This window comes from Olsenella sp. oral taxon 807 (assembly GCF_001189515.2).
GTDB lineage: Bacteria > Actinomycetota > Coriobacteriia > Coriobacteriales > Atopobiaceae > Olsenella_F.
On sequence record NZ_CP012069.2, the window covers coordinates 1568597 to 1589928 of the forward strand.

Here is a 21332-nt window from a genome sequence, read left to right on the forward strand (position 1 = left end):
GATGAGAGGTTTCGGTGAGGTTCGACAAACCCATACAAGAGGGCGTCATGAGGTCCGCCTACCTCTGGAACACCGTGAGTGGCCTGCTCATGGCGTTCCAGAGCGTCATCGTGGTCATCGTGATAAGCCATGTCTGCGACGCGACGGCAGCGGGCGTCTTCACGCTGGCCTATGCGCACGCCAACCTCTTCCTCACCATAGGGAAGTGGGGGGAGCGGGCATACCAGGCCTCAGACACTACGGGAGAGTACTCCTTCGCGGAGTATGGCGTCTCACGCATCGCGACGAGCCTCCTCATGCTCGCCTTAGGCGCAGCGCTGCTCGCCCTCAACGCCGCGAGCGTCGGCTACTCGCCCGACAAGACGGCAGTTATCTTCCTCATGCTGCTGTTCAAGCTCGTAGACTGCGTCGAGGACGTGTACCACGGGGAGTATCAGCGCGAGGGCAGGCTCGATGTGGCAGGCAAGGTCCTGACGGCGCGCCTTCTGACCACGGTCGCCCTCTATGTCGCGGCCATTATCATCCTGCGTGACCAGCTCCCTGCCCTAGCCTTAGCCACGGCCTACACGACCCTCTTCGCCGTCTGCGAGTGCATCTGGGCACGGCTCCGCCACAAGCTGCCCCAGCCAGGACAGGGGTTCTTGCCTGGAAAGGTGGGCAGGCTGCTCCTCGCCTGCTTCGCGCTCGCGCTCGTCACCTCCCTCCAGTATTACCTCACCAACGCCCCCAAGTATGCGATCGACGCGAGGCTGGATGACCTGCATCAGGCCTATTATGGCTACCTCGCCATGCCGACCTTCGTCGTGAGCATGCTGTCGAGCTTCATATACAACCCCAACCTCACTCCCCTCGGCCTGAGCTGGGCACGACATGACGTGAGGGCCTTCAGCTCCACCATCAGGCGCATCATCGCCTTGATCGTCGCCATCACGATAGCCTGCGACGTCGCGGCCGCCATCCTCGGCATTCCCATCCTGAGCGCGCTCTATGCCGCCGACCTCTCGCCTTATGTGGTCGAGCTCGTCGTGCTAGTGACAGGTGGGGGCTTTCTTGCCGTCGCGATGCTCCTCACCTCCGTCATGGCGATCATGCGAAGGCAGAACAGCCTGATCGTGGGCAACGTCATCGCCGCCGCGCTCGCTGCGCTGCTCTGCCCCGTCGCGACGGAGCTCTTTGGCATCACGGGTGCCGCATGGTCCTACCTCGCCACAATGGTTTTGCTCGTAATCTCGTTTCTTGTGCCCTATTCGCACGAGCTCTCACGTGCCCGTGAGAGTAGTGCTGAGGAAAGCCAGCTACCAAAGCCGCTGGCAAGGGACTGAGGGTGGGCTAACTTTGCTTCCTCCCTTTCTGGTCTGAGCTCCGTTTGACCACGAGCAGGTAACACCCTGCATCACCACATGACACGGCCACGTTAACCACTGCCCTGCCGAAGCTCGCGCCAAGGATACCCGACTAAAACAGGCACTCGTGACCCGGTGCCGAGAGACGAAGCAGGACCTCACCAAAACGGGCTACTCGCGCGGCCCCTCACCCTTCCTTGGCCTGTCAGCTGGCCAGTTGAGGCGTTCCTCCTCGACGACGAGCGGCCGCTTCATGGTACGCGAGTTGATCGTGAGGACATACTCCCCCAGAAGTCCTATGAAGAAGGTCTGCGTAGACCCGATCAAAAGGACCAAGATGACCAGAGGTGCCATACCCGCCGCATACTGGTTCCAGTTCAAGAGCTTCAAGACAAGAAATACCACCGCAAGCAGGAGGGTAATGGCCGAGACGACAAAGCCGCCTATCGTCGCCAGCCTTAGGGGCACCTTGGTATAGCTCGTGAAGGAGAGCATAGCGGCATCATAGAGGGTCGTGAAGCTGTTGTGCGTCTTGCCGGCTCGCCTGCCTGCCTGGCGATACGGTATGTCCTTGCGGTTGGCAGGACCAAGCTCCGCGACAATGCCACGAAGGAAGGGTTGGGGATCGTCGAGGTCCTTGAGGACTTGTATGAAGCGTTGGTCATAGAGTCCCGTCCCAGTGAAGTGCTCGATCTGACTCACGTCGCTCATCTTGCGGATAAGCTTGTAGTAGCAGGTCCTGAGCAGGCGTAGCACCCTACCCTCATCTGAGTTCGTCTTGATGGCAGAGACGACCGTATGCCCCTCCTCCCAAGCGTGAACGAACTTGGGGATGAGGTCGACAGGATCCTGGAAATCGCAGCAGATGGTGATGACCGCATCGCCGTCCGCCTGACACATGCCATAGAACGGGGAGTTGAACTGCCCAAAGTTGCGAGAGTTGAGGATCACGCGGGTGCGCTCGTCCTGGGCACACAGAAGGCGCAGCTTATCACGGGTGCCATCCGTGGAGCAGTTGTCGATGAAGATGATGTCATAGTCGTAGCCGGGCAGCGCCTTCGCGAACTGCTCTGTGATCGCGTCATGCATGGGTATGACATTATCGGCCTCGTTGTAGCAAGGTACCACCACCGAGATCTTCCTAGCTTCCCCACCCTGATCCGCCTCGTCAACCATCCTACCCCCTGCACCACTTGATGGTCCGGTCAATCCCCTCATCAAACGATACGGTCGGGCTGAAGCCGGTGTCTTCCGTAAGAGACCGTATATCCGCTCTCAGATGCATGACCTGCTTGTCGTAGTATGGGATCGCGCCCAGCTTAGGAACGGCCCCGGTGGCGCAAGCATCGCATATCTGCCAGATGAGATCAGCCAAGGGCCTGCATGTGCCACTCCCCACTGGGTAGACATAACCAGATCTACCACCATGTGCCATGGCCAACAGTGCTCTACCGCAGTCATCAGCATAGAGATAGTCCCAAAGCTGCTCCCCCTTCGTGCAAGGTGGGTCGACACCTCGCAGGGCATCTCTGATCACATTCATGACCATGGTGTGGGGGGCATCCCCCGGACCATACACGCTCAGAATGCGAGACCACACATGGTCCATACCAACGCGCTCGCACACAAGCCTCGTCATTTGACATGAGGCTTGCTTGGCTATGCCATATCCCGTCTCGGGCACCCCGACCATGTTTACGGTGATGTCTCCATCAACGCGACCACACTCCGCCTGAGACCCAGCTCCGACAAAGACACGACATCCAAGGCGACTTGCGAGCTGGGCGGCCGCCACGGCATAGCCAATGTTTGCGGTCTGGAGCTGTGCGTCATCACGAACTGGACCCGCCGACCCTGCCCATGCAATATGGAAGAAGGCGTCACAGGGTTCGATCTGAGAGGTATCAAGTTGGGCAAGGGAGCTCAACTCGCACTCAAGCTGGGACACCCCCTCATTATCAGGGAGGTTTCCCATGCGCCTGGAGTGAGGTCGAACGGCGGCGATGACCTCCATCCCCTCTTCCAAGCATGCACGCACAACAGACGAGCCGACCATGCTGGTCGCACCCGTGACGAACGCGCGCCTGATATCGCGACTCATACGATCATCTCCCACATGCAGCAATTAGCTCGTCAGTGTCCATAACGACGCGCTCGATCCTAGGGTCACGGTAAAGCTCATCGGTCCCCTGACCCCAAGCGACCACAACGCAGCCTACCCCCGCGTTGCTGGCCGTATCTACATCGATGCGAGTGTCACCGACGTACAGCGTCTCGGCGGGAGTCACCTTGGCCTTAGTCATGAGCCATCGTGCGCCCTCGGGATCGGGCTTGGCGCTTTTGATCCCAACGTTGCCATAGCCGGAAACTAAAAGAGGCAGGCCCCTGAAGAACCTATCCATCAGCCTGACAAGGTTATCATGGGGCTTGTTGCTGTTCACCGCAATTTGCATGCCGCTGTCGAGCAGCTGTCGCAGGGCCTTGCTAACTCCTGGATAAGGACGGGTCCTTGACTTGGGAGAAGACGCATATGTCTTCCGATAGGCCTGCGAGACCGCCGTGACAGCGGCGTCTTCTCTTGCGACGTCCGGAGGAAGGATGCCCCTGACGATCTCCTCAAGGGGCTTTCCCAGCTGCGCAGACACGCCCTCGAGCGTGCTCGAGGGGTAACCTGCGGCCACCAACGCCTGATTGAAGCACTCAGCCACGTCCTCGACGGTATCTACCAGCGTCCCATCGGCATCAAATATGACAAGGCGTCTACTCACCAGAAGCCTCCCAGGAACCGCGCGGATCTTCTTTGCCCCGCCTACGCCTCGGCCCTCTCGATCCGCTCACGCATCATCTTAAGACGCGAGCGGTCCTCGTTCGCCATCGAGTCATAGTAGGTGCACTTGTTCTCAAGGTAAAGCGTCTCGAACCTCATGGCAGAAAGGATGCCGCCTTTGAGGATCCTCTCGTCGTCAGTCACCTCAAAGTGCACCTTACGCGTCTCAAAGCGATCTGCATAAGGGGCCATGGCCTTAATGAAGGGGATGGCGTCAAACGAGATACCGCCACCAAAGGCAACCTTCAACCCGGCACCGCGTGACTGCTTGGCGAGGTCGATGCAGCTCTCGAGCATGAAGTCATTGTTGATATCCGCACGCGTGAGGCCGCAGGATGCGGAGAAGTCTACGCGCCCGATGCCGACCATGTCTAAGAAGCCCTGCCCTTCGGCAAGAATGTCGGAATAATTTTTCTTGCAGGTTTTGGTTTCCGCATTGATCACCCAGTTAATGCCACCCATCGCGTCTCCGTAGACCTTTCGAGCAGCACCTTTGAACTTAGAGAGCGCAAAGGGGGTCTCGATCATCGGCGCCATGATGCCACTCGCACCAAGGAGCTTGCATTGATCCAGGTCGCGCACTGCCTCGCAACCTCCGATCTTGATGGTTAGGGGCATATTGACCGTATTCAGGACCTCAGTGAGCATGATCATCTCGTCCGTCCTTGAACCCTCGGCCTCAAACTCAGCCTTCACGGCAACGCAACCATACTCCTCCTTGAGGGACTTGAGGATATCGACCATCTTCCTACCAACCTGATTCATGAACCTGCTCCTTTCGTGTTATGATGCATTCTCTCGTATCATGGATAGCGCGATGCCTAGCCCCCGAACCTGTTCTGGGCCATCTCCTCCCTACTCAAAAATGGACTCATGTCCTCTAGGGATGGCGAGATGATGGTGCCATCGTCGAGCCTCCTCGACGAGAGCTTAGGTTCGAAGTTCTGCTCGTGACCAACAACCGCCTCGCAGACAACTGGTCCATCGGTGGCAAGGAGGGCATCTATGGCAACCGTAAGACCGTCAGTACTGTCGATGCGAACGAACGGGAGATCGAATGCTGCCGCCACCCTGCCCCAGTTGGGGCTTCCTACGCCGCTGTCCTTATCCACACCACAGAAGTTCGCGTTGAACGTATTGGTCTGCGTTTGGCGGATGGAGTGGTACCCGTCGTTGTTGAGAATGACGACCTTCACGTTAAGCCCGTTGTAGGAGATCGTCTCCAACTCCTGCAGGTTCATCATGATGGATCCGTCACCCTCGATGCACAAGACGCTGCCTCCTCCCCTCGCCACCGCAGCTCCCACGGCCGCAGGCAGGCCATAGCCCATCGAGGCGACGCCAGAGTTAGTAAAGAGGCGCTGTCCTTGCTTGATCCGCATCGTCTGGAACGAACAGACACAGGCCGCGCCATTGCTCGTAACCGTGACTTGGTCAGCGGGCAAGCGCCGTGACAGCACATCGAGGAAGTAATAGGGGTTTACTGGCGTGCGCCTCTCCTTGTAGGCGGGGAGGTCTGCCGGATAGCGACGATTCAGGTTCTGGCAAAACTCATGCCAGCTCTGGTGCTCGGACCTGTCAAAGCATTCCGGATGGCGATTTGCCACGCCCAAGAAGTCCCTAATATCAGCGTGGATCGGCAGATCGATGCTCAGGGTTGGCTTTGCAAGCTCCGCCTCGTCGATGTCGACGGCAACCAGGTAGGCCCCCCTCGCGAAGTTCTCCCAGTTATAGCTCACCTGCCGCACGTTCATGCGACACGCAAGGGATATGACAAGATCGGCATTCTGAATCACGAAGTTCCCCCCACGCGTCCCCACCGTGCCGGGACGTCCCGCGTAGAGCTCATCATCGTCAGCCATGAGGTCGTGCGCGTTCCACGCAGTGCAGACGGGGATCTGCAGCTTCGCTATGAAGGATCGGAACTCATCGTAGGCATGGGCAGTCCGGATGCCACCACCGGCAAGGATGACCGGTGCCTTGGCGGCATGGACCCTGGCAAACAGGTCGGAGACGATTGCGGCAGAGACGGGCTCAGGATACTCCCGTGCCGGAAGGCTACCGATACCCTCCCGAGAGGCATCGAAGTGCACGAGGTCACCGGGGTCGATCTCTGCGGCCTGTACGTTAAGAGGGACGTCCACCCAACAGGGGCCCGGGCGCCCGTGCGTCGCGGCGTAGAGGGCCTTCTCGAGGTGGTAGGAGACCCTGAGGGGATCGGTGACCATCACGGCATACTTGGTCATGTCCCTCACCGTGTCGACGATATGCCACTCCTGGTCCCCAAGCTGTCGAAGCCCAAGCTCGGGGCAGGACGCGACTGTCGTCGTGAACTTCACCTGACCCGAGATCACGAGCATGGGGATGGAGTCGAGCCACCCTCCGAGCACGCCGGTGATCGCGTTGGTGCCACCAGGACCCGTGGTGACGCAGACTGCCGCGATACGCCCCGTCAGTCGGGCGTAGCTCTCGGCTGCCATGGCACAGGCCTGCTCATGGTGGTTGTAGGTCACATGCAGGCCTCCGTGGTGACCAAAGGCATCGTTGAGGTGCATGGCACCGCCACCGACCACCGAGAACAGGTCCGTGATGCCATAGCCCACGATAAACTGCGCCATGTAGTCCGCTACGCGCATGGCTCAGGCCCCCCTCACGGCGCCTGCGATGGCCGTGGCCATGTAGTCGAGCTTCTCGTCGGTCATGCCCGGGTAGACGCCCACCCAGAAGGTGTCGCGCATGATGCGATCGGTGACGTCGAGGTCCCCCACCACGCGGTAGGCGTCGCTGCCACGGATGCTATCAAAGCAGGGGTGACGGACGATGTTGCCCGCGAAGAGCATCCTCGTCTGCACGCCGGCCGCCTCGACGGCGGGCACGACCCTCTTGCGCTCCGTCCCCTCACGACAGGTCATGAGGAAACCAAACCAGCTCGGCTCCGAGTGCAAGGCGGGTTCGGGAAGGATGAGCCTGTCAGAGACGGGCTCAAGCGCCTCTCGCAGATACGCCCAGTTGTGCCTGCGCCTCTCCACGAAGGAGGGAAACTTCTCGAGCTGGGCGCAGCCGACGGCCGCCTGCAGGTCCGTCGCCTTGAGGTTGTAGCCAAAGTGCGAGTAGACGTACTTGTGGTCATAGCCCTTGGGAAGCTCACCGTGCTGCCCGTCAAAACGGTGTCCGCAGAGGTTGTCCTGGCCCGAGGCACAGCGGCAGTCGCGACCCCAGTCGCGTATGGAACGCATGATAATGTTGAGCTTGGGGTCGTCGGTATAGGTGGCCCCACCCTCCCCCATCGTCATGTGGTGCGGGGGGTAGAAGGACGAGGTGCCGATGTCGCCGATGGTCCCCGTAAGACGGGGCGTGCCGTCAATCGTGTAGCGCGAGCCGAGGGCGTCGCAGTTGTCCTCGACGAGCCAGAGCCCGTGCTCGTCGCAGAAGGCCTTGACGGCGGCAAGATCGAAGGGATTGCCCAAGGTGTGCGCCATCATGACGGCCTTGGTCCTGCCGGGGTTGAGGGCAGCCTCAAGACGCGTGACGTCTACGTTGTACTGGGGAACGGTGACATCAATGAAGACCGGCACGGCACCAAACTGGATGATGGGCGTGATGGTGGTGGGAAAGCCTGCGGCGACGGTGATGACCTCGTCGCCACGACGGATGGCCCGCTCGCCGAGCTCGGGTGCCGTCAGGGTCGCGAACGCGAGGAGGTTCGCAGAGGACCCCGAGTTGACCACGCTGGCGAAGCGCACGCCAAGGTAGCGCGCGAAGGCACGCTCGAACTTGGCGGTCCACGGTCCTGCCGTGAGCCAGAAGTCGAGAGACGCGTCAACGAGGTTGACCATCTCACTGTGATCGTAGACGCGCGACGCGTAGCTGATCCGGTCCCCCGGAACGAAGGGCTTGCCCTGGTTGTGGTAGCTGTCACAGTACTCGCTCACGAGGGAGAGGATCTCCTCCCTCGCCTCTGCCTCGCTCTTGCCCTCAAACGCCACTATATCAGCTCCTCTAGGTAGTCATCGATCTGCTTGTCCATGGCATCAGACGCGGCGGCGGTACCCCCGACGACCCAGGCGCGGGACCATTCGACCGTTCTCCTCAGCGCCTCACGCACGTCCCAGACGGGCTGCCAGCCAAGCTTGTCCTTTGCCTTCGAGTTGTCGAGCCTCAGGAGGCCCGCCTCGTGGGGCCCGTCCACGCGACGCGCCTCGAAGGAGAAGCCATCGCCCCACGCGTCGGCGAACATCCCCACGATCTGGCCCGTCGTCACGCAGTCGGCGTCATCTGGGCCGACGTTGTACCACCCCGCGAGGCTCGTATCCTCATCCTGCCTCATGACGAGGGTCAGGTACAGCAGCAGGGGCTCGAGGACGTGCTGGTAGGGCCGCACCGAGCTGGGGTTGCGTATAGTCATGACAGTGCCCGACCGGGCGGCACGCACGCAATCGGGAACGATCCGGTTGTCTGCGAAGTCACCGCCGCCGATGACGTTGCCCGCCCGGGCCGTCGAGATGGCGCAGCGGCCAGCTGCGGCTCCGAGGGCGCCTGGGGCGAAGAAGCTTCTCGCGTAGGAGTGCGTCACGAGCTCCGAGCAGCTCTTGGAGTTGGAGTACGGGTCAAAGCCGTCGAGCTTGTCATCCTCCCTGTAGCCGTAGCCCGGACGCTCGAGGTTCTCGTACACCTTGTCTGTGGTCACGTTGAGGAAGGTCCTGACGCTCTCGCACGAGCGCACGCACTCGAGCACGTTGACCGTCCCCATGACGTTGGTCTCATAGGTGTGGCGGGGCCTCTGGTAGGAGTCGATGACCAAGGGCTGGGCAGCGAGGTGAAGCACGGCGTGAGGACAGGTGCGCTCGAAGCAGCGCCTGAGGGCGTCGAGGTCCCTCACGTCCGCCACCGTCTGGTCCATCTGGTTGCCCAGGCCTACCAAGTCAAACAGACTCGGGTTCGTGGGAGGTTCAAGCGCATAGCCCGACACCTTGGCACCCAGGTGCAGCAGGGTGCGACAGAGCCAAGAACCCTTGAAGCCGGTCGAGCCGGTGACGAGCACGCCTCTTCCCCCGAAGAAGGAGGACAGCCGATCGCGCAGACCCGTGCCAACGAGCTTAGGCGGCATGTCACCACACCTTCCAGGGGGCGTTCCCCGCATTCCAGAGCGATATCAGCTGCTGCATGTCACGCTGGGTGTCCATGCAGCTCCAGAAGCCGTCGTAGCGATATGCCGAGAGCTTGCCGGATCGTGCCAACGCCTCGAGGGTCACGCCAGAGAAGTCGTCCCCGTCCGGGTCCTCCCGCTGGTTGATGACATCGAACACCCTCGGCTCACAGACCATGAAGCCGCCGTTGATGTACGCGTCGTCGCTGTCGCTCTTCTCGCGGAAGTCCCCCACGCAGCCCCCGTCATCGATGTCGAGCACGCCGAAGCGTTGGGAGGCCTTGACGGCGGTGAGCGTGACGATAGCACCCGATGCCCTGTGGAAGGCGAGGATGTCGTTGGGGTCGACGTCAGAGACGCCGTCGCCGTACGTGAGCATGAACGGCTCATCGTCAACATAGGGCCGTATGCGATTGATCCGGCCCGCCGTCATGGTAGCGTAACCGGTGTCGGCGACGGTGACACGCCAAGGCTCCACCGAGGTGTTGTGGACCACCATGTCGCGCTGACCGTTGGTGAAGTCAAAGGTCACGTCGCTTCGGTGCAGGAAGTAGTCCTCGAAGTACTCCTTGATCACGTCCTGCCTGTACCCCGCGCAGATCACGAAGTCGTTGAAGCCGAAGTGGGAGTAGCCCTTCATGATGTGCCACAGGATGGGGTACCTACCGATTTCGATCATGGGCTTGGGGCGCAGGTGACTCTCCTCGCTGATGCGCGAGCCGAAGCCCCCCGCCAGAATAACGACCTTCATATCATCCAATCTTCCACCTGTGCTGTCAGAAGCATAGCTGTATGTACCCGCCCACACGAGAGCATAAACAAAACTGAACATTTACTCCATGTGGAGAGTATAGTGAGCGGACCGAACGGTACCATATACCCACCCGGATACAGCAAAACGGCACCGCCGTTAGTTTTCGTAGATATCGCACCGATGGCCGATTTCGAGGACGAGCACCACGAACTCTTCATCGCGAATCTCACAAAGGGCGCGGTAGTCACCCACGCGATAGCGCCACTCTCACTTACCCTGCCTTCCGTACCTCGCCTCGGTAGCCGCCTTCATCGGACGCCACCACCACTCGTTATCGCGATACCAGGTGATGGTCCGATCAATCCCCTCGGAGAAGCTCGTGTGGATGGGCTTCCATCCAAGCTCCTCGCGAAGTTTGGATGGATCGATGGCGTAGCGGCGGTCATGGCCCGGGCGGTCGCGCACCCAATCGAACGCGTCTAGGGGACGACCCATGCGCTCAAGGATAGTCTGAAGCACGTCAAGGTTACTCCTCTCGCCATCCGCTCCGATGAGGTAGGTCTCCCCCTGGCGCCCTCGCGTGAGGATGTCCCATACGGCACGGGAGTGATCCTCGGTGTGGATCCAATCACGCACATTCCTGCCATCTCCGTAGAGCTTGGGGCGCACACCACAGATGATGTTGGTGACCTGACGTGGTATGAACTTCTCTACATGCTGATAGGGGCCATAGTTGTTCGAGCAGTTCGATATCGTCGCGCAAATGCCGTAGGTACGTACCCAGGCACGCACGAGCAGGTCGGAGGACGCCTTGGTAGAGCTATAGGGACTCGAGGGGCGATAGGGGTCCTCGGGTCGGAAGCGGCGAGGCTCATCAAGGGCAAGGTCACCATACACCTCGTCGGTAGAGACATGGTGGTAGCGCAATCCATGTCTGCGCACAACCTCGAGTAGGCGAAAGGTACCTTCGACGTTAGTCCGAATGAATGGATCGGGGTCCACGATGGAGTTGTCGTTGTGGCTCTCGGCGGCAAAGTGGACGATGGCATCGTGCCCGGGGACGATACGCTCGAGCAGCTCGACGTCACAGACATCACCCACCACGAGCCTTACCCTGCCCTCTGGAAGACCAGCGAGGCTCTCGGGGCTTCCTGCGTAGGTGAGCTTGTCGAGCACTGTCAAGCACACGCCGGGATGACTCTCGACGACATGGCGGACGAAGTTGCTGCCTATGAAGCCACAGCCGCCCGTGACAATGATGTTCGCCGGATCAAACGCACAGGACATGGTAAACCACCTATCCCTCCTCCTCGCACTCCGCTCGCATGGATCACGTAGACTCTATCGGGGCAGTCGTGCGACGTATTCCTTGAGCTCGTCCTCCCAGTCACGTGGAATAAACCCGACTGATCTCACCTTACCAAGGGAGAGGGTGCTGTGTCGCGGCCTCAAGGCGATGGGACCCTCGGAGCTCCCATAGTACTCCGCCGTCGATACGGGGATGACGGCAGGACTGTTAGCGTTTCTCAACTCAAATACCTCAGAGGCTATCTCATACCAACTCTTGGTGTGACCGGAGCCGGTCAGGTCGTAGGTGCCGTAGGGAGCATGCTCCCGCAGCAGGTGGAAGATCCCTTCAGCCATCTGGTCGGTAAAGGTCAGCCTCCCGTTCTGGTCGTCAACCACCGTCACGTGATCCAGCTCGTCACCGACATCGGCCACACAATCAGACAAGGCCGCCATACTCCTGACAAAGTTCCTGCCGTCACCGATCACCCAGCTCGAGCGTACGATGTAGTGGCTCGGACAGCCCGCCACGGCCAGATCACCCGCAGCTTTCGCCTGCCCGTACACGGAGAGAGGCGAGAGGGGCTCTAGCTCGTCGTGAGATGCGCGCACACCATCAAAGACGTAGTCAGAGCTGATGTGTACAAGCGTGATACCGTACTCCGCACATGCCCGTGCCAGAAGGGCAGGGCCGACAGCGTTTGCCTTCCAGCAACTGATGCGACCCTCTGTCGTCTCCGCCCTGTCGACGGCGGTATAGGCACCGCAGTTGATCACGGTACCGTAAAGATCCCAGTCGATGCCGTCATAGGCAGCTGGGTCAGAGAAGTCGAAGCCGTCGATGTCGTGGTAGTCAAACGTCGGCCCGAGGTCACGAGCGTCGGCAAACGCCCTGATCGCACGGCCGAGTTGGCCGTCACAGCCGGTCACAAGCGTCCTTTTGGGTGCCATAGGAACCACGTCAGCGAGCGGGGGGTGGTGACTGTCCGCCTCCGATATCTCGCACCCCTTGAGCGGAATGGGCCAGTCGATGGCAAGCGCCGCGTCAAAGAGGCTCACGAAGGTGTAGGTCTTCTTAAGTTCGGCGGACCAATGCGCATCGACCATATACGTATAGCTCGTTGCGTCCTCGAGCGCCTGGAAGGCGTTCCCGACCCCGCGCGGAACGAAGACCGCGCGTGCCGGATCCAACGTGGCAGTGAAGACCCGACCGAATGTGGAGCTTCCCTGCCTCAGGTCGACCCAGGCACCAAAGACCGATCCAGTGGCAACGGAAACAAGCTTGTTCCATGGCTCGGCATGGATGCCGCGCGTCACACCACGCCTAGCGTTGAACGATATGTTGTTCTGAACCCAGCGCAGGTCAGGCAGGCCAAGGGAGACCATCTTATCACGTTGCCAGTTCTCCTTGAACCATCCTCGACCATCACAGTGCACAGTGAGCCTAAGCAACTTGAGTCCGGCAATGCCCGTCTTCTCAACGGCAAGCTTGCTCCCGAAGTCCATCACCCCTCCTTTGAATAGTGACTGTCTGGCGCGATCTTTCCCTCAGCCACGATCCTGAGGTGATGACCATAGTTGCTCTTGCCGTAGCGCTCCGCACACTCAAGCAACCGACCGCGACCGATCCAGCCGTTCTCGTAGGCTATTTCCTCCGGCACCGAGACGGGTAGATCCTGAGCAGTCTCGACCATGCGCACGAACTGCGACGCCTCAAAGAGTGACTCCATCGTTCCCGTGTCAAGCCAGGCATAGCCGCGCCCGAGCGTCACCACATCGAGGGAGCCATCATCCAAATACATGCGGTTGAGGTCTGTAATCTCGTACTCACCGCGTACGGAGGGCCTAACCTTAGCCGCAAACTCCGTCACACGGGAATCATAGAAGTAGAGCCCCGTAACCGCATAGCTGCTCTTGGGATGTTCTGGCTTCTCTTCGATGGAGACCACGTTGTAGTCACTGTCGAACTCAACGACTCCAAAACGCTCGGGGTCATCGACGCGATAACCGAAGACCGTGGAGCGACCAGACTCAGCCGAGACGACGGCCCGCCTGAGGTGACTGGACAGCCCGTTGCCATAGAAGACGTTATCACCCAGTACGAGGGCACAGGCCTCCCCCGCCACGAAACCCGCCCCGATCACGAACGCCTGTGCGAGACCCTTTGGCTCGGGTTGAACGGCATACGACAGCGAGACGCCAAAGTCAGAGCCATCGCCCAAAAGACGTTCGAAATTGGGCAGGTCCTGCGGCGTCGAGATGATGAGGATATCTTGGATACCAGCAAGCATGAGGGTGGAGAGTGGATAGTAGACCATCGGCTTGTCGTAGACGGGCAAGAGCTGCTTGGACGTAACGGTAGTGAGAGGATACAGACGTGTGTGAGAATGATGCCTTTCATGATACTTTCCTTCGTACACCGCCTTGCCCACCAGATATGCAGCATAGACCACCCAAGATCCCCACCGTATTAAGTAAGATGCAAAAACACAAGTCTCTGTTAGACACAGCTTCCCTCATCATTAGGTATGCGCTGGGGCGGAAATGGGGAACCTCGCCTCGAGCGGCACACCTAGGGTATCAAACTGCCTCCTGACTGACCCCTCGCGGTCGCGGCATCCCCACCTCCCGGCCCGGAGGGCGTCGAGCAGCGCCTCGTCGACGGTACGGCCGGGGAGCCACCCCCCGACCCGACCAGGTCGGCGAGCTCCCTGCGCACGAGCGACGCGACGAGGCACACAAAGGCAAGACCCTGCGCGCGGCAGTAGTCGCGCTGGCAGAGGCCCAGAGACCCATGCCGCCCTCGCACGCGCCGTGGGACGGCTGCGGGAAGTCGGCCGCCCGCTCGGCCATCTCGCCGTAGTCGCTTCCCCCGGACGTGCAGCCCCCGGCCCGCTGTCCCCAGGCGCCGGCGCGCATATCGTCGCGGCTCACGGGTGGCTGTCGATTCCAAAGCACGCACGATGGATGTCCATGGGGACCCCAACCCAGAAATAAGTTCGGCCCCTCAGTTCGGGTCATATCGTCTAGTCAGGCACATGAACGCCATCACCCTCGCCGTCCATGCGAACCCGCCTTCCATTCCAGCGGGCATGAAAAGCCCGCGACCTGAACCATCACGTTCAGGCTACGGGCATGTCATAAGCTCAGTATGAGATTCAAAATGGATCGGCTAGCCTTTGAGAGGTGACATCCGCCATCACCTCAACCCGCACAGCCACCCCACGGCGTACCTGCCGACCTTGCGCACCATCCGCTCGGCAGGTATCTCCATACGCGCGGCCACTTTGCCCAGCGTCCGCGTGTAGGCGAACGCGCAGGCAAGTGCTACAGCGAAGAGCGCCAACGAGAACGTCACGATCCAGATGACCAGCGCCCCATAGCCTAGGGTGTCGTGGACCCAAAGCCAGATCGAGGGCCTTGCGTAGGTTCTTACGATCAGATTCTCATGAATTAGATAGACGAAGAGCATGGGCGCGGCCACCCTGCTCACCCTCACACTCACGAAAAAGTGGGTCCGCACTAGATTGAAGAGGCCGAAGGCAGATAGGAAGAGGAGCGGGTCGCCGTCTTTATCGAAGTGGAACATCTTGTTGGCGAGCGCGCCGATGTGGAGTCCCGCCACCTCAAGCAGAGCTACCAAGACGAGGGTTCCCAGTGTACCCACGAGACACGCCGTGCAAGCGGCCCGTTTGTTTTCCATGGTTTCGGGCAGGTAGAAACGTGCGTAGCCTACGATCACGTACTCGGTAATCATCACGATGAGCTCAGATGTAAAGAAGTGTCCGCCATGGGCTACGGGAAACAGCATATAGAGGCAGAAGAGACCGATGGCGAGGGCGGCGTGGCCACGTTTTCCCAAGCGCTCAAAGATCCAGTTGAGGGCGGGATGGATCATATAGAGCAGGAGATAGCTGGTGATGAACCAGTTGTTGGCGAAGGTCGTCGGCAGGAGACACTTGACGATGTTCTTAATACCGGGGCGCACGCCGACGAGCAACGCCACCACCAAGATGACGACGGAGATAAGGAAGACATCCAGGACCATCTTGACGATCTTGTTCAAGCTTACCTTGTCACTCTTGCAGAGGAACCAGGCCGAGCAGATGACGAAGACCGCGTTACCCCAGGCGCCGAGGGTGCGCAGGCAGACAAGAAGCCACATCGTGGGGTCGGCAGATGCGGTCTTGAAGTCCACGCAGTAGGAGAGCGTGTCTATCGTGTTGAGAGCAGCACCTCCCCCGCTTATCTCCGGCAACTGCAGCGATTGTGTCACATGTGAGAACACGATCGCAATCATGGCCACGATCTTGAGCGCCTCTATGGCGGAGTTCCGTTCCCGCTTCTGTAATGCCTTGGCCACGCCTTCTCCTCGTCTATCAGTCTTCCAACAATCGAGAAGATCATACTCTACAAAGACCGTCCTACGTCTGTTGCCGAGCATTCATAGCCATGTCATCATTGATGTGGGTTACGAGATGCATTAAACCTGACTTCCCAGCACTTCCTTAGCCCACTGGCGCAAACCCGAATCGTCGCCTGCCCCGAGAGCCTGTGCCCGGCTGCGGAGACCCTCAGGCCGTCGCTTGCGTGCGGCGGTTGCGTCCGGTGTCATGCGGAATGAGGCTCTCACCTATCCCATGGGGCGGGAACGTGTATCAGCCGCAGCGTCGCGGACGGTAACGAGTACGCGACAGTCGTCAGGTCCGTGAGGTGAGGGAAGGGACCAAAGTCACGCAGGAGGACCGCGCATACCTGGGGCGGATCGTGGACAGGGCGCGCGGAGTGTATCGCAGCCGGGAGTGGGGGATGTTCTCCTACGACCTGGTGACGGGCGAGTTCGGACCTGCGCAGGAGGGCGTCGGAGGGCCGAGGAGGCGCAACGCCCGTGCCGCGCGTCCGAGGCTCGCCGTATCGTTCGGCGACGCGTTCCTGCTGAACTCCCTCCTGCGCCCGGATAGGCTGATGGCCTACGCCGACGAGTGCGGTCACGCCAAGCCCGACATGGTGCGGGTACCGCTGGCGTGTGTTCTGTCAAGTTTTGGCCCTTTGGTAGTTCTTGTGGCCGATAGTCGCCCACACGAACTACCAATGGGCCTAAAATACACTTGTTTTGAGCGAATCAAAACGTACGTATAGTACGTATAGTTTCTAATAATTCCCGCGTATAGCGGGTGGGGGTGCTTCTGTTGGTAAACGTACAGTTCAAATGGCCCATGCTCAATCTCTGCTCTGCCCTTTCAACGGTGATGTAGCCCATGTCGGAGAGTGTATCTGGCAATCCCATCCGGGTATGCCAGTTTGTGGGCAACATGGTCGGCGGGGGCGTCGAGGCGGTTGTCATGACACTCTATAGGCACATCGACCGCTCGTGTATGCAGTTTGACTTTGTGGTCACGGATGCCTCCTCGGTCGTGCCTAGGGATGAGGTGGAGTCCCTAGGCGGGAGCGTCTACACGGTTCCCACCTACACGCGCCTCCCCGATTTCAAGCGGACTTCCTACGAGCTCTTCCGTGCCCATCCCGAGTGGCGAATCGTCCACGCGCATATGAACTCTCTTTCCGTCTTCCCCTTGCATCAGGCGGAGCGTGCCGGTGTGCCCGTGCGCATCGCGCACTCGCACTCAGCAAGCGGACGTGGTGAATTCTTGCGCAACACCGCCAAGAACATCCTGCGCACGCAAGCCAACCGCTACCCGACCTTGCGTATGGCATGCACCGAGCACGCAGGTCGCTGGCTCTTCGGCAAGGCCCCCTTCGAGGTGCTGCCTAACCCCATCGACTTCTCACGCTTCACCTTCAACTCCAGAGCCCGCGAAGAGATGAGGGCTGCCTGGAGCGTGCCGGAAAACGCACTCGTGATCGGTCACGTGGGCCGATGGTCACCCCCCAAAAACCAAATCTTTCTTCTGCGCGTCCTTAAGGAGTTGCTCGAGGCCGGCACCGACGCCTGGCTCGCGCTCGTAGGAGACGGCCCCGACAGGCCCGCCATCGAGGCCGGGTGTCTCGGCGTGGACGGCCGCGTCGTGGCGCCGGGCTACATGGACGCCGCTAGGGCCTACTCGGCCTTCGACATATTCTGCTTCCCCAGCCGCTACGAGGGGCTGGGAATGGCCCCCATGGAGGCGCAGGCCGCCGGGCTGCCTTGCGTGGTGTCCGACGCAGTTCCGACGGAGGTCGACCTCACCGCACATGTCCGCTTCCTACCTCTGGGCGACGCCCAAGCATGGGCCGACGCCGTGATGGACATGGCGGAGAGGGTGGCCGATAGGCGAGTCGACCTCGCGGCCAAGCCGTTCCGCAAGCACGGCGCGGATGAGATAGCTGCGCGTCTTTGCAAGCGATACCTCCAGCTCGACGAGGGGGTTGCATGATGAGCGCTTACAGGATTCGCTTCCTGCACATGAGACTCGATGATCGCAGGTACGATATTACTGCGTCCTTATGGGGGGTGTAAGCGTGGAAAATGAACCGCTTGTGTCAGCAATTATCCCTTTTTACAACCTAGAGGATTGTGTAAGTTACTGTCTTTCCTCGGTGGTCAACCAGACATACCAAAAGCTCGAAATCATCTGCATAGACGATGGTTCCAAGGATTCAACCAAAGCAGCTATTCATGAATTTACAACAAAGGATAAGCGTATACGGCTTATCAGACAGAACAACTCAGGGCAAGCCTCAGCGCGCAACCATGGATTGAATGTGGCTACGGGAGAATACGTCGCTTTCATCGATGGTGATGATTATGTAGCTCCTCAATACATACAACGTTTAGTCGAGGGCGTTTCGGCACATGAGAACTGTATGGCCATCACAGGATTCGTTGACGTAAGCATTCAAAGTCCCAATGAGACGATTGTACCAAATAAAATAGAGCAGAAAACGGTATGGAGAACAGCCACTATCGACGATCTGTTGTACAGAGACTTGGTTTCTTGCTGCTGGGGGCGTATGGCGCCAGTCTCGTTATTTCGAGCTCACCCATTGGGGCAACGTTTTTACGAAGATGTTGCCATAGGAGCCGAATACATTTCTTCTGCCAAGACGTTACTGTATCTGGATGAACCTCTTTATTATCACGTCAGAAGAAAGGGCTCTACGGTCAACGCAAAAGCTGTTCCAATTCAACAGATCAGAGATTATATGAGCGCTCTGGCCAAGCAGAGCTACGAATTGCAACTCATTGGGGCGTCATGGGATGCTATTGCATTTATGCGAGCACTTCATTTAACGAGGATTTTCCGGATTGCACTTCGTTCCGATAAATCTGATAAGTTTGTGTCAGAGACGAAGAAAGCATGTCTGGATGAAATAAAAAGGAATCTAGCTACGATTCTTCGCGACAACCATATATCTAAAGCAAACAAGACCCGCTTCGTTGTCATCACCCATGCACCCGGGATGTACGAGTGCATCTTCAACAAATTTGTACAAATACGTCAAAAACATATTACTCATTCTTTGCAAGATGAATCTAGGACGGCCGAATGAGATACATCTTCTATTGGCTCATGATCGTACTGCCTATTTGGCAGGACAGCCCTTTAAAGAGTTCGCTTGGATCTTATGGATACTCGTTTGTACCCCTGCTATCTTTAGTCGCATGTGTCCCTTTTCTCCTTTTGACGATGCATAAGAGGCTGGTGAGGCGAGGGACTTTTACTGACGTTTGGTGGAGGCTCCTTTTTTACCTCATTGCCATAAACATCATCGCCGACCTTGTATGGGTCCTGACGGGTAACTCCACGGTACTTAAGGGTGAGGATATTATGTCCAAGTCTTTGAGAGGACTGCTCACGGCGCTATCAATAGGTTCATATCTGATGATTGTCTCATATCTTGCAAAGGGATATGACGAGGAGCGAGTTACCAGGCCGTTCTTTCATGCGTTCGTGATCTTGACCGTCATCGCAATCGTTGAGTACATTCAACTGCCCAATGCCCTACCATGGGCCCATTACTCGGGCATCTTCCCCTATAACAGGCCGAGACTCCTCACGACCGAGGCCTCCTGGACCACACCTCTCATCATTGTCTACGGCGGCGTGGCGCTACATTATTGCTTTAAAGTGAAGAATTGGCAGGCCCCAGGCTTTGCGGTTATCGCGGCCATAACGTTTATGATTGCAACGACCGTGGCAAAGTCGCTGCTTGTGATGGTGATCGTGGCGGTCGTAGTTGCATTGTGCGTGCTCATACGGCATGATGCGAGGTGGACTTTGCTTATCGTTCCTATTGTCTTAGTTGTTGCAGGCGTGCCGGGAATCTTCGATAAGATGACTGAACTTTTCCAGTCTGATATCAGTCAGTACACTTCAACAGCTACGCGTACGCTCTCAAACGCTGTAGCCTTTCTGTATTCGCTGATCTACCCCTTCGGCACCGGAAACGCGCTCTACCTGCAGCTCTTTCCGGATATGTTGGAGCGCTTCCAAGGGTTCTTCGGCAACATGGGTATCTCGCTCAACATGTCAGAGATCAACACCTACATCTATTCGAATAGCGACTTCGGCATGAGCGCGAAGTCCGCCGTCCTGCAGTACGGAATGTACTGGGGCATTTTCGAGACGTTCCTCCTGCTTAGGGCGTTGTGGCGCTCTGGTCGTGTGCTCAGAAAAGACCTGCGGAGCTCGAGGACCCTTTATATCGCCTATATCCTCGCGGTCATCAGCATCACACTCTTCGCGACGTTCGACAGTCAATACGAGTTCTTCGCTCTTATGGGGCTTCTTGACTATTACCGCGTCACCGCAAAGGAAGCAGTGTTGTCGCCATCTGCTGCGGTGCGATCGCGCCACAGTCTGCTCTTCAGGCGCCCAATCCGCTTGCGGCCGCAATTTCCAAGTTACGAAAGGTGATCAATGAGCAAGATCTTCATACTCTATAGCCGTTTTTATTGTTTCAAAGAGAGACGCTACGAGATAGGCGGCATCGAGACCTACATTCGCAACCTGTGTGATGTGTTCAACTCCGTTGATATAGAACCACACGTGGTCTTTGCAAGCGACCAGGCAATCGACACGACAATCGAAGGCGTTGCTCTCCATTCCATCAAGGGTGGGATGAACACTCCGACGAAAGTTCTCGTTCAGAAGGCGCTCGAGCATGGGGATTCCAAGGCAGACATTTTCATCTTTGGAACCTCTTCTCTCATTCGTGAGCACCCCTTCAAGCGCTCTATCGCCATTCAACACGGCATCTACTGGGACACCACCGATTACAAGGGTCGTGAGCTCACCGGCACGAAGGCGCTGCTAGCTCGTGTCGCGCAGGGCAAGCGGCAGCTGGGGTTCCACTCCCTCGTCTCCCGCATGGTGTGCGTGGACCTAAACTACGTCAACTGGATGCGAGCGCTTAGCGTGGCCAATCGGCTGCCCTACACCTATATCCCCAACTTCGTGGATACCTCGACCCCGGTGCCAGAGCGCCCGCACGACGGGAGGGTCCGCGTTGTGTTCGCGCGGCGCTTCGAGCCTATACGGGGCTGCGGCCTGCTCATGGACGTGATGCCGCGTGTGCTGGCCGAGCATCCTGAAGTCGAACTGGCCGTGGCGGGCGAGGGCTCCATGGAGGCCGGGCTGCACGAGCGCTTCGATGACAACCCACGCGTCACCTTTACCCGCTACGACGCAGATGAGAGCGTGGCCTTCCATGGCCACTTCGACATCGCGCTCGTGCCCTCGGTGGCCTCCGAGGGCACGTCGCTCTCCCTCTTGGAGGCGATGGCGGCGGGATGCGCGGTGGTGGCCACGGACGTGGGCGGCATGTCGAACATCGTCCTTTCCGGCCACAACGGCCTGCTGGTGCGCCCGGAGGCGGGCGACCTGTACCGGGCCGTGGTCGCACTCATGAGAGACGCCGCGCTGAGAGAGCGCCTCACGCGCAACGCGCGACAGACGGCGGAGGACTCGTTTTCGAGGGATCGCTGGGCTAGGAGCTGGGCCAACGTCCTCGGCGAGCTTGCGTAGGTGGTGA

Annotated in this window: 19 protein-coding genes; 6 read left to right on the top strand and 13 right to left on the bottom strand. The window is 59.0% G+C overall.

All coding sequences use genetic code 11. The features are described from left to right. Positions 1-14: 14 nt before the first annotated feature. Positions 15-1322: a lipopolysaccharide biosynthesis protein gene (locus ADJ70_RS06665; protein ID WP_050344457.1), complete on the top strand. Its 1308-nt coding sequence runs from the start codon at positions 15-17 to the stop codon at positions 1320-1322. A gap of 192 nt (positions 1323-1514) precedes the next feature. Here ADJ70_RS06665 and ADJ70_RS06670 read toward each other — a convergent pair whose 3' ends face one another. The 13 genes from ADJ70_RS06670 to ADJ70_RS06725 form a co-directional block, all read right to left on the bottom strand. Then, entirely contained in the window at positions 1515-2519 is a 1005-nt protein-coding gene (locus ADJ70_RS06670) for a glycosyltransferase family 2 protein (protein WP_050344458.1), read from the bottom strand. 1 nt (position 2520) lies between these two features. After that, complete coding sequence (locus tag ADJ70_RS06675; RefSeq protein WP_050344459.1) at positions 2521-3444, bottom strand: NAD(P)-dependent oxidoreductase; 924 nt, start codon at positions 3442-3444, stop codon at positions 2521-2523. Between the two features lie 4 nt (positions 3445-3448). Further along, complete coding sequence (locus ADJ70_RS06680) at positions 3449-4111, bottom strand: HAD family hydrolase (RefSeq protein ID WP_050344460.1); 663 nt, start codon at positions 4109-4111, stop codon at positions 3449-3451. A 41-nt stretch (positions 4112-4152) separates the two neighbouring features. Further along, entirely contained in the window at positions 4153-4935 is a 783-nt protein-coding gene (locus tag ADJ70_RS06685; protein WP_083443863.1) for an aldolase/citrate lyase family protein, read from the bottom strand. A 56-nt stretch (positions 4936-4991) separates the two neighbouring features. Next, positions 4992-6806, bottom strand: a complete 1815-nt coding sequence (locus tag ADJ70_RS06690; RefSeq protein ID WP_050344461.1) for a thiamine pyrophosphate-binding protein — start codon at positions 6804-6806, stop codon at positions 4992-4994. A gap of 3 nt (positions 6807-6809) precedes the next feature. Beyond that, entirely contained in the window at positions 6810-8156 is a 1347-nt protein-coding gene (gene rfbH, locus ADJ70_RS06695; protein WP_050344462.1) for a lipopolysaccharide biosynthesis protein RfbH, read from the bottom strand. Then, a complete protein-coding gene (rfbG, locus tag ADJ70_RS06700; protein WP_050344463.1) occupies positions 8156-9277 on the bottom strand; it encodes a CDP-glucose 4,6-dehydratase in 1122 nt (373 codons plus the stop codon). Before rfbG ends, rfbH begins: the two co-directional genes overlap by 1 nt. A 1-nt stretch (position 9278) precedes the next feature. Then, the gene (gene rfbF / locus ADJ70_RS06705) at positions 9279-10067 is read right to left on the bottom strand and encodes a glucose-1-phosphate cytidylyltransferase (RefSeq protein ID WP_050344464.1); all 789 of its coding nucleotides are present in this window, start codon (positions 10065-10067) and stop codon (positions 9279-9281) included. Between the two features lie 159 nt (positions 10068-10226). Continuing rightward, the gene (locus tag ADJ70_RS15555; protein WP_083443864.1) at positions 10227-10322 is read right to left on the bottom strand and encodes a type II toxin-antitoxin system RelE/ParE family toxin; all 96 of its coding nucleotides are present in this window, start codon (positions 10320-10322) and stop codon (positions 10227-10229) included. A 15-nt stretch (positions 10323-10337) separates the two neighbouring features. After that, entirely contained in the window at positions 10338-11357 is a 1020-nt protein-coding gene (rfbB, locus tag ADJ70_RS06710; RefSeq protein WP_050344465.1) for a dTDP-glucose 4,6-dehydratase, read from the bottom strand. A gap of 54 nt (positions 11358-11411) precedes the next feature. Then, complete coding sequence (locus tag ADJ70_RS06715; RefSeq protein WP_050344466.1) at positions 11412-12863, bottom strand: bifunctional dTDP-4-dehydrorhamnose 3,5-epimerase family protein/NAD(P)-dependent oxidoreductase; 1452 nt, start codon at positions 12861-12863, stop codon at positions 11412-11414. Continuing rightward, a complete protein-coding gene (gene rfbA, locus ADJ70_RS06720; protein WP_371256198.1) occupies positions 12863-13777 on the bottom strand; it encodes a glucose-1-phosphate thymidylyltransferase RfbA in 915 nt (304 codons plus the stop codon). Before rfbA ends, ADJ70_RS06715 begins: the two co-directional genes overlap by 1 nt. 779 nt (positions 13778-14556) lie before the next feature. After that, positions 14557-15720, bottom strand: coding sequence for an acyltransferase family protein (locus ADJ70_RS06725; RefSeq protein WP_050344467.1), 1164 nt, complete (start codon positions 15718-15720; stop codon positions 14557-14559). Between the two features lie 446 nt (positions 15721-16166). On the opposite strand from ADJ70_RS06725, the gene ADJ70_RS06730 reads away from it, so the two are divergent. From ADJ70_RS06730 to ADJ70_RS06750, 5 genes are all read left to right on the top strand, one after another. Beyond that, on the top strand, positions 16167-16496 hold the full coding sequence (locus ADJ70_RS06730; RefSeq protein ID WP_172674456.1) for a hypothetical protein: 330 nt from the start codon (positions 16167-16169) through the stop codon (positions 16494-16496). 119 nt (positions 16497-16615) lie between these two features. Beyond that, complete coding sequence (locus tag ADJ70_RS06735) at positions 16616-17731, top strand: glycosyltransferase (protein WP_050344469.1); 1116 nt, start codon at positions 16616-16618, stop codon at positions 17729-17731. Between the two features lie 85 nt (positions 17732-17816). Beyond that, positions 17817-18848, top strand: a complete 1032-nt coding sequence (locus tag ADJ70_RS06740) for a glycosyltransferase family 2 protein (protein ID WP_172674457.1) — start codon at positions 17817-17819, stop codon at positions 18846-18848. Next, positions 18845-20215: a hypothetical protein gene (locus tag ADJ70_RS06745; RefSeq protein WP_050344471.1), complete on the top strand. Its 1371-nt coding sequence runs from the start codon at positions 18845-18847 to the stop codon at positions 20213-20215. Before ADJ70_RS06740 ends, ADJ70_RS06745 begins: the two co-directional genes overlap by 4 nt. 3 nt (positions 20216-20218) lie before the next feature. Then, complete coding sequence (locus ADJ70_RS06750) at positions 20219-21325, top strand: glycosyltransferase family 4 protein (RefSeq protein WP_050344472.1); 1107 nt, start codon at positions 20219-20221, stop codon at positions 21323-21325. The last annotated feature ends 7 nt before the right edge of the window (positions 21326-21332 follow it).

What these genes read in the sequence shown, in the direction of transcription:
- ADJ70_RS06670 (WP_050344458.1), bottom strand. Translation starts at nt 2,519, where the DNA reads ATGGTTGACGAGGCGGATCAGGGTGGGGAAGCTAGGAAGATCTCGGTG.
- ADJ70_RS06675 (WP_050344459.1), bottom strand. Translation starts at nt 3,444, where the DNA reads ATGAGTCGCGATATCAGGCGCGCGTTCGTCACGGGTGCGACCAGCATG.
- ADJ70_RS06685 (WP_083443863.1), bottom strand. Translation starts at nt 4,935, where the DNA reads ATGAATCAGGTTGGTAGGAAGATGGTCGATATCCTCAAGTCCCTCAAG.
- ADJ70_RS06690 (WP_050344461.1), bottom strand. Translation starts at nt 6,806, where the DNA reads ATGCGCGTAGCGGACTACATGGCGCAGTTTATCGTGGGCTATGGCATC.
- rfbG (WP_050344463.1), bottom strand. Translation starts at nt 9,277, where the DNA reads ATGCCGCCTAAGCTCGTTGGCACGGGTCTGCGCGATCGGCTGTCCTCC.
- rfbF (WP_050344464.1), bottom strand. Translation starts at nt 10,067, where the DNA reads ATGAAGGTCGTTATTCTGGCGGGGGGCTTCGGCTCGCGCATCAGCGAG.
- rfbB (WP_050344465.1), bottom strand. Translation starts at nt 11,357, where the DNA reads ATGTCCTGTGCGTTTGATCCGGCGAACATCATTGTCACGGGCGGCTGT.
- ADJ70_RS06715 (WP_050344466.1), bottom strand. Translation starts at nt 12,863, where the DNA reads ATGGACTTCGGGAGCAAGCTTGCCGTTGAGAAGACGGGCATTGCCGGA.
- ADJ70_RS06730 (WP_172674456.1), top strand. Translation starts at nt 16,167, where the DNA reads ATGTTCTCCTACGACCTGGTGACGGGCGAGTTCGGACCTGCGCAGGAG.
- ADJ70_RS06735 (WP_050344469.1), top strand. Translation starts at nt 16,616, where the DNA reads ATGTCGGAGAGTGTATCTGGCAATCCCATCCGGGTATGCCAGTTTGTG.
- ADJ70_RS06745 (WP_050344471.1), top strand. Translation starts at nt 18,845, where the DNA reads ATGAGATACATCTTCTATTGGCTCATGATCGTACTGCCTATTTGGCAG.
- ADJ70_RS06750 (WP_050344472.1), top strand. Translation starts at nt 20,219, where the DNA reads ATGAGCAAGATCTTCATACTCTATAGCCGTTTTTATTGTTTCAAAGAG.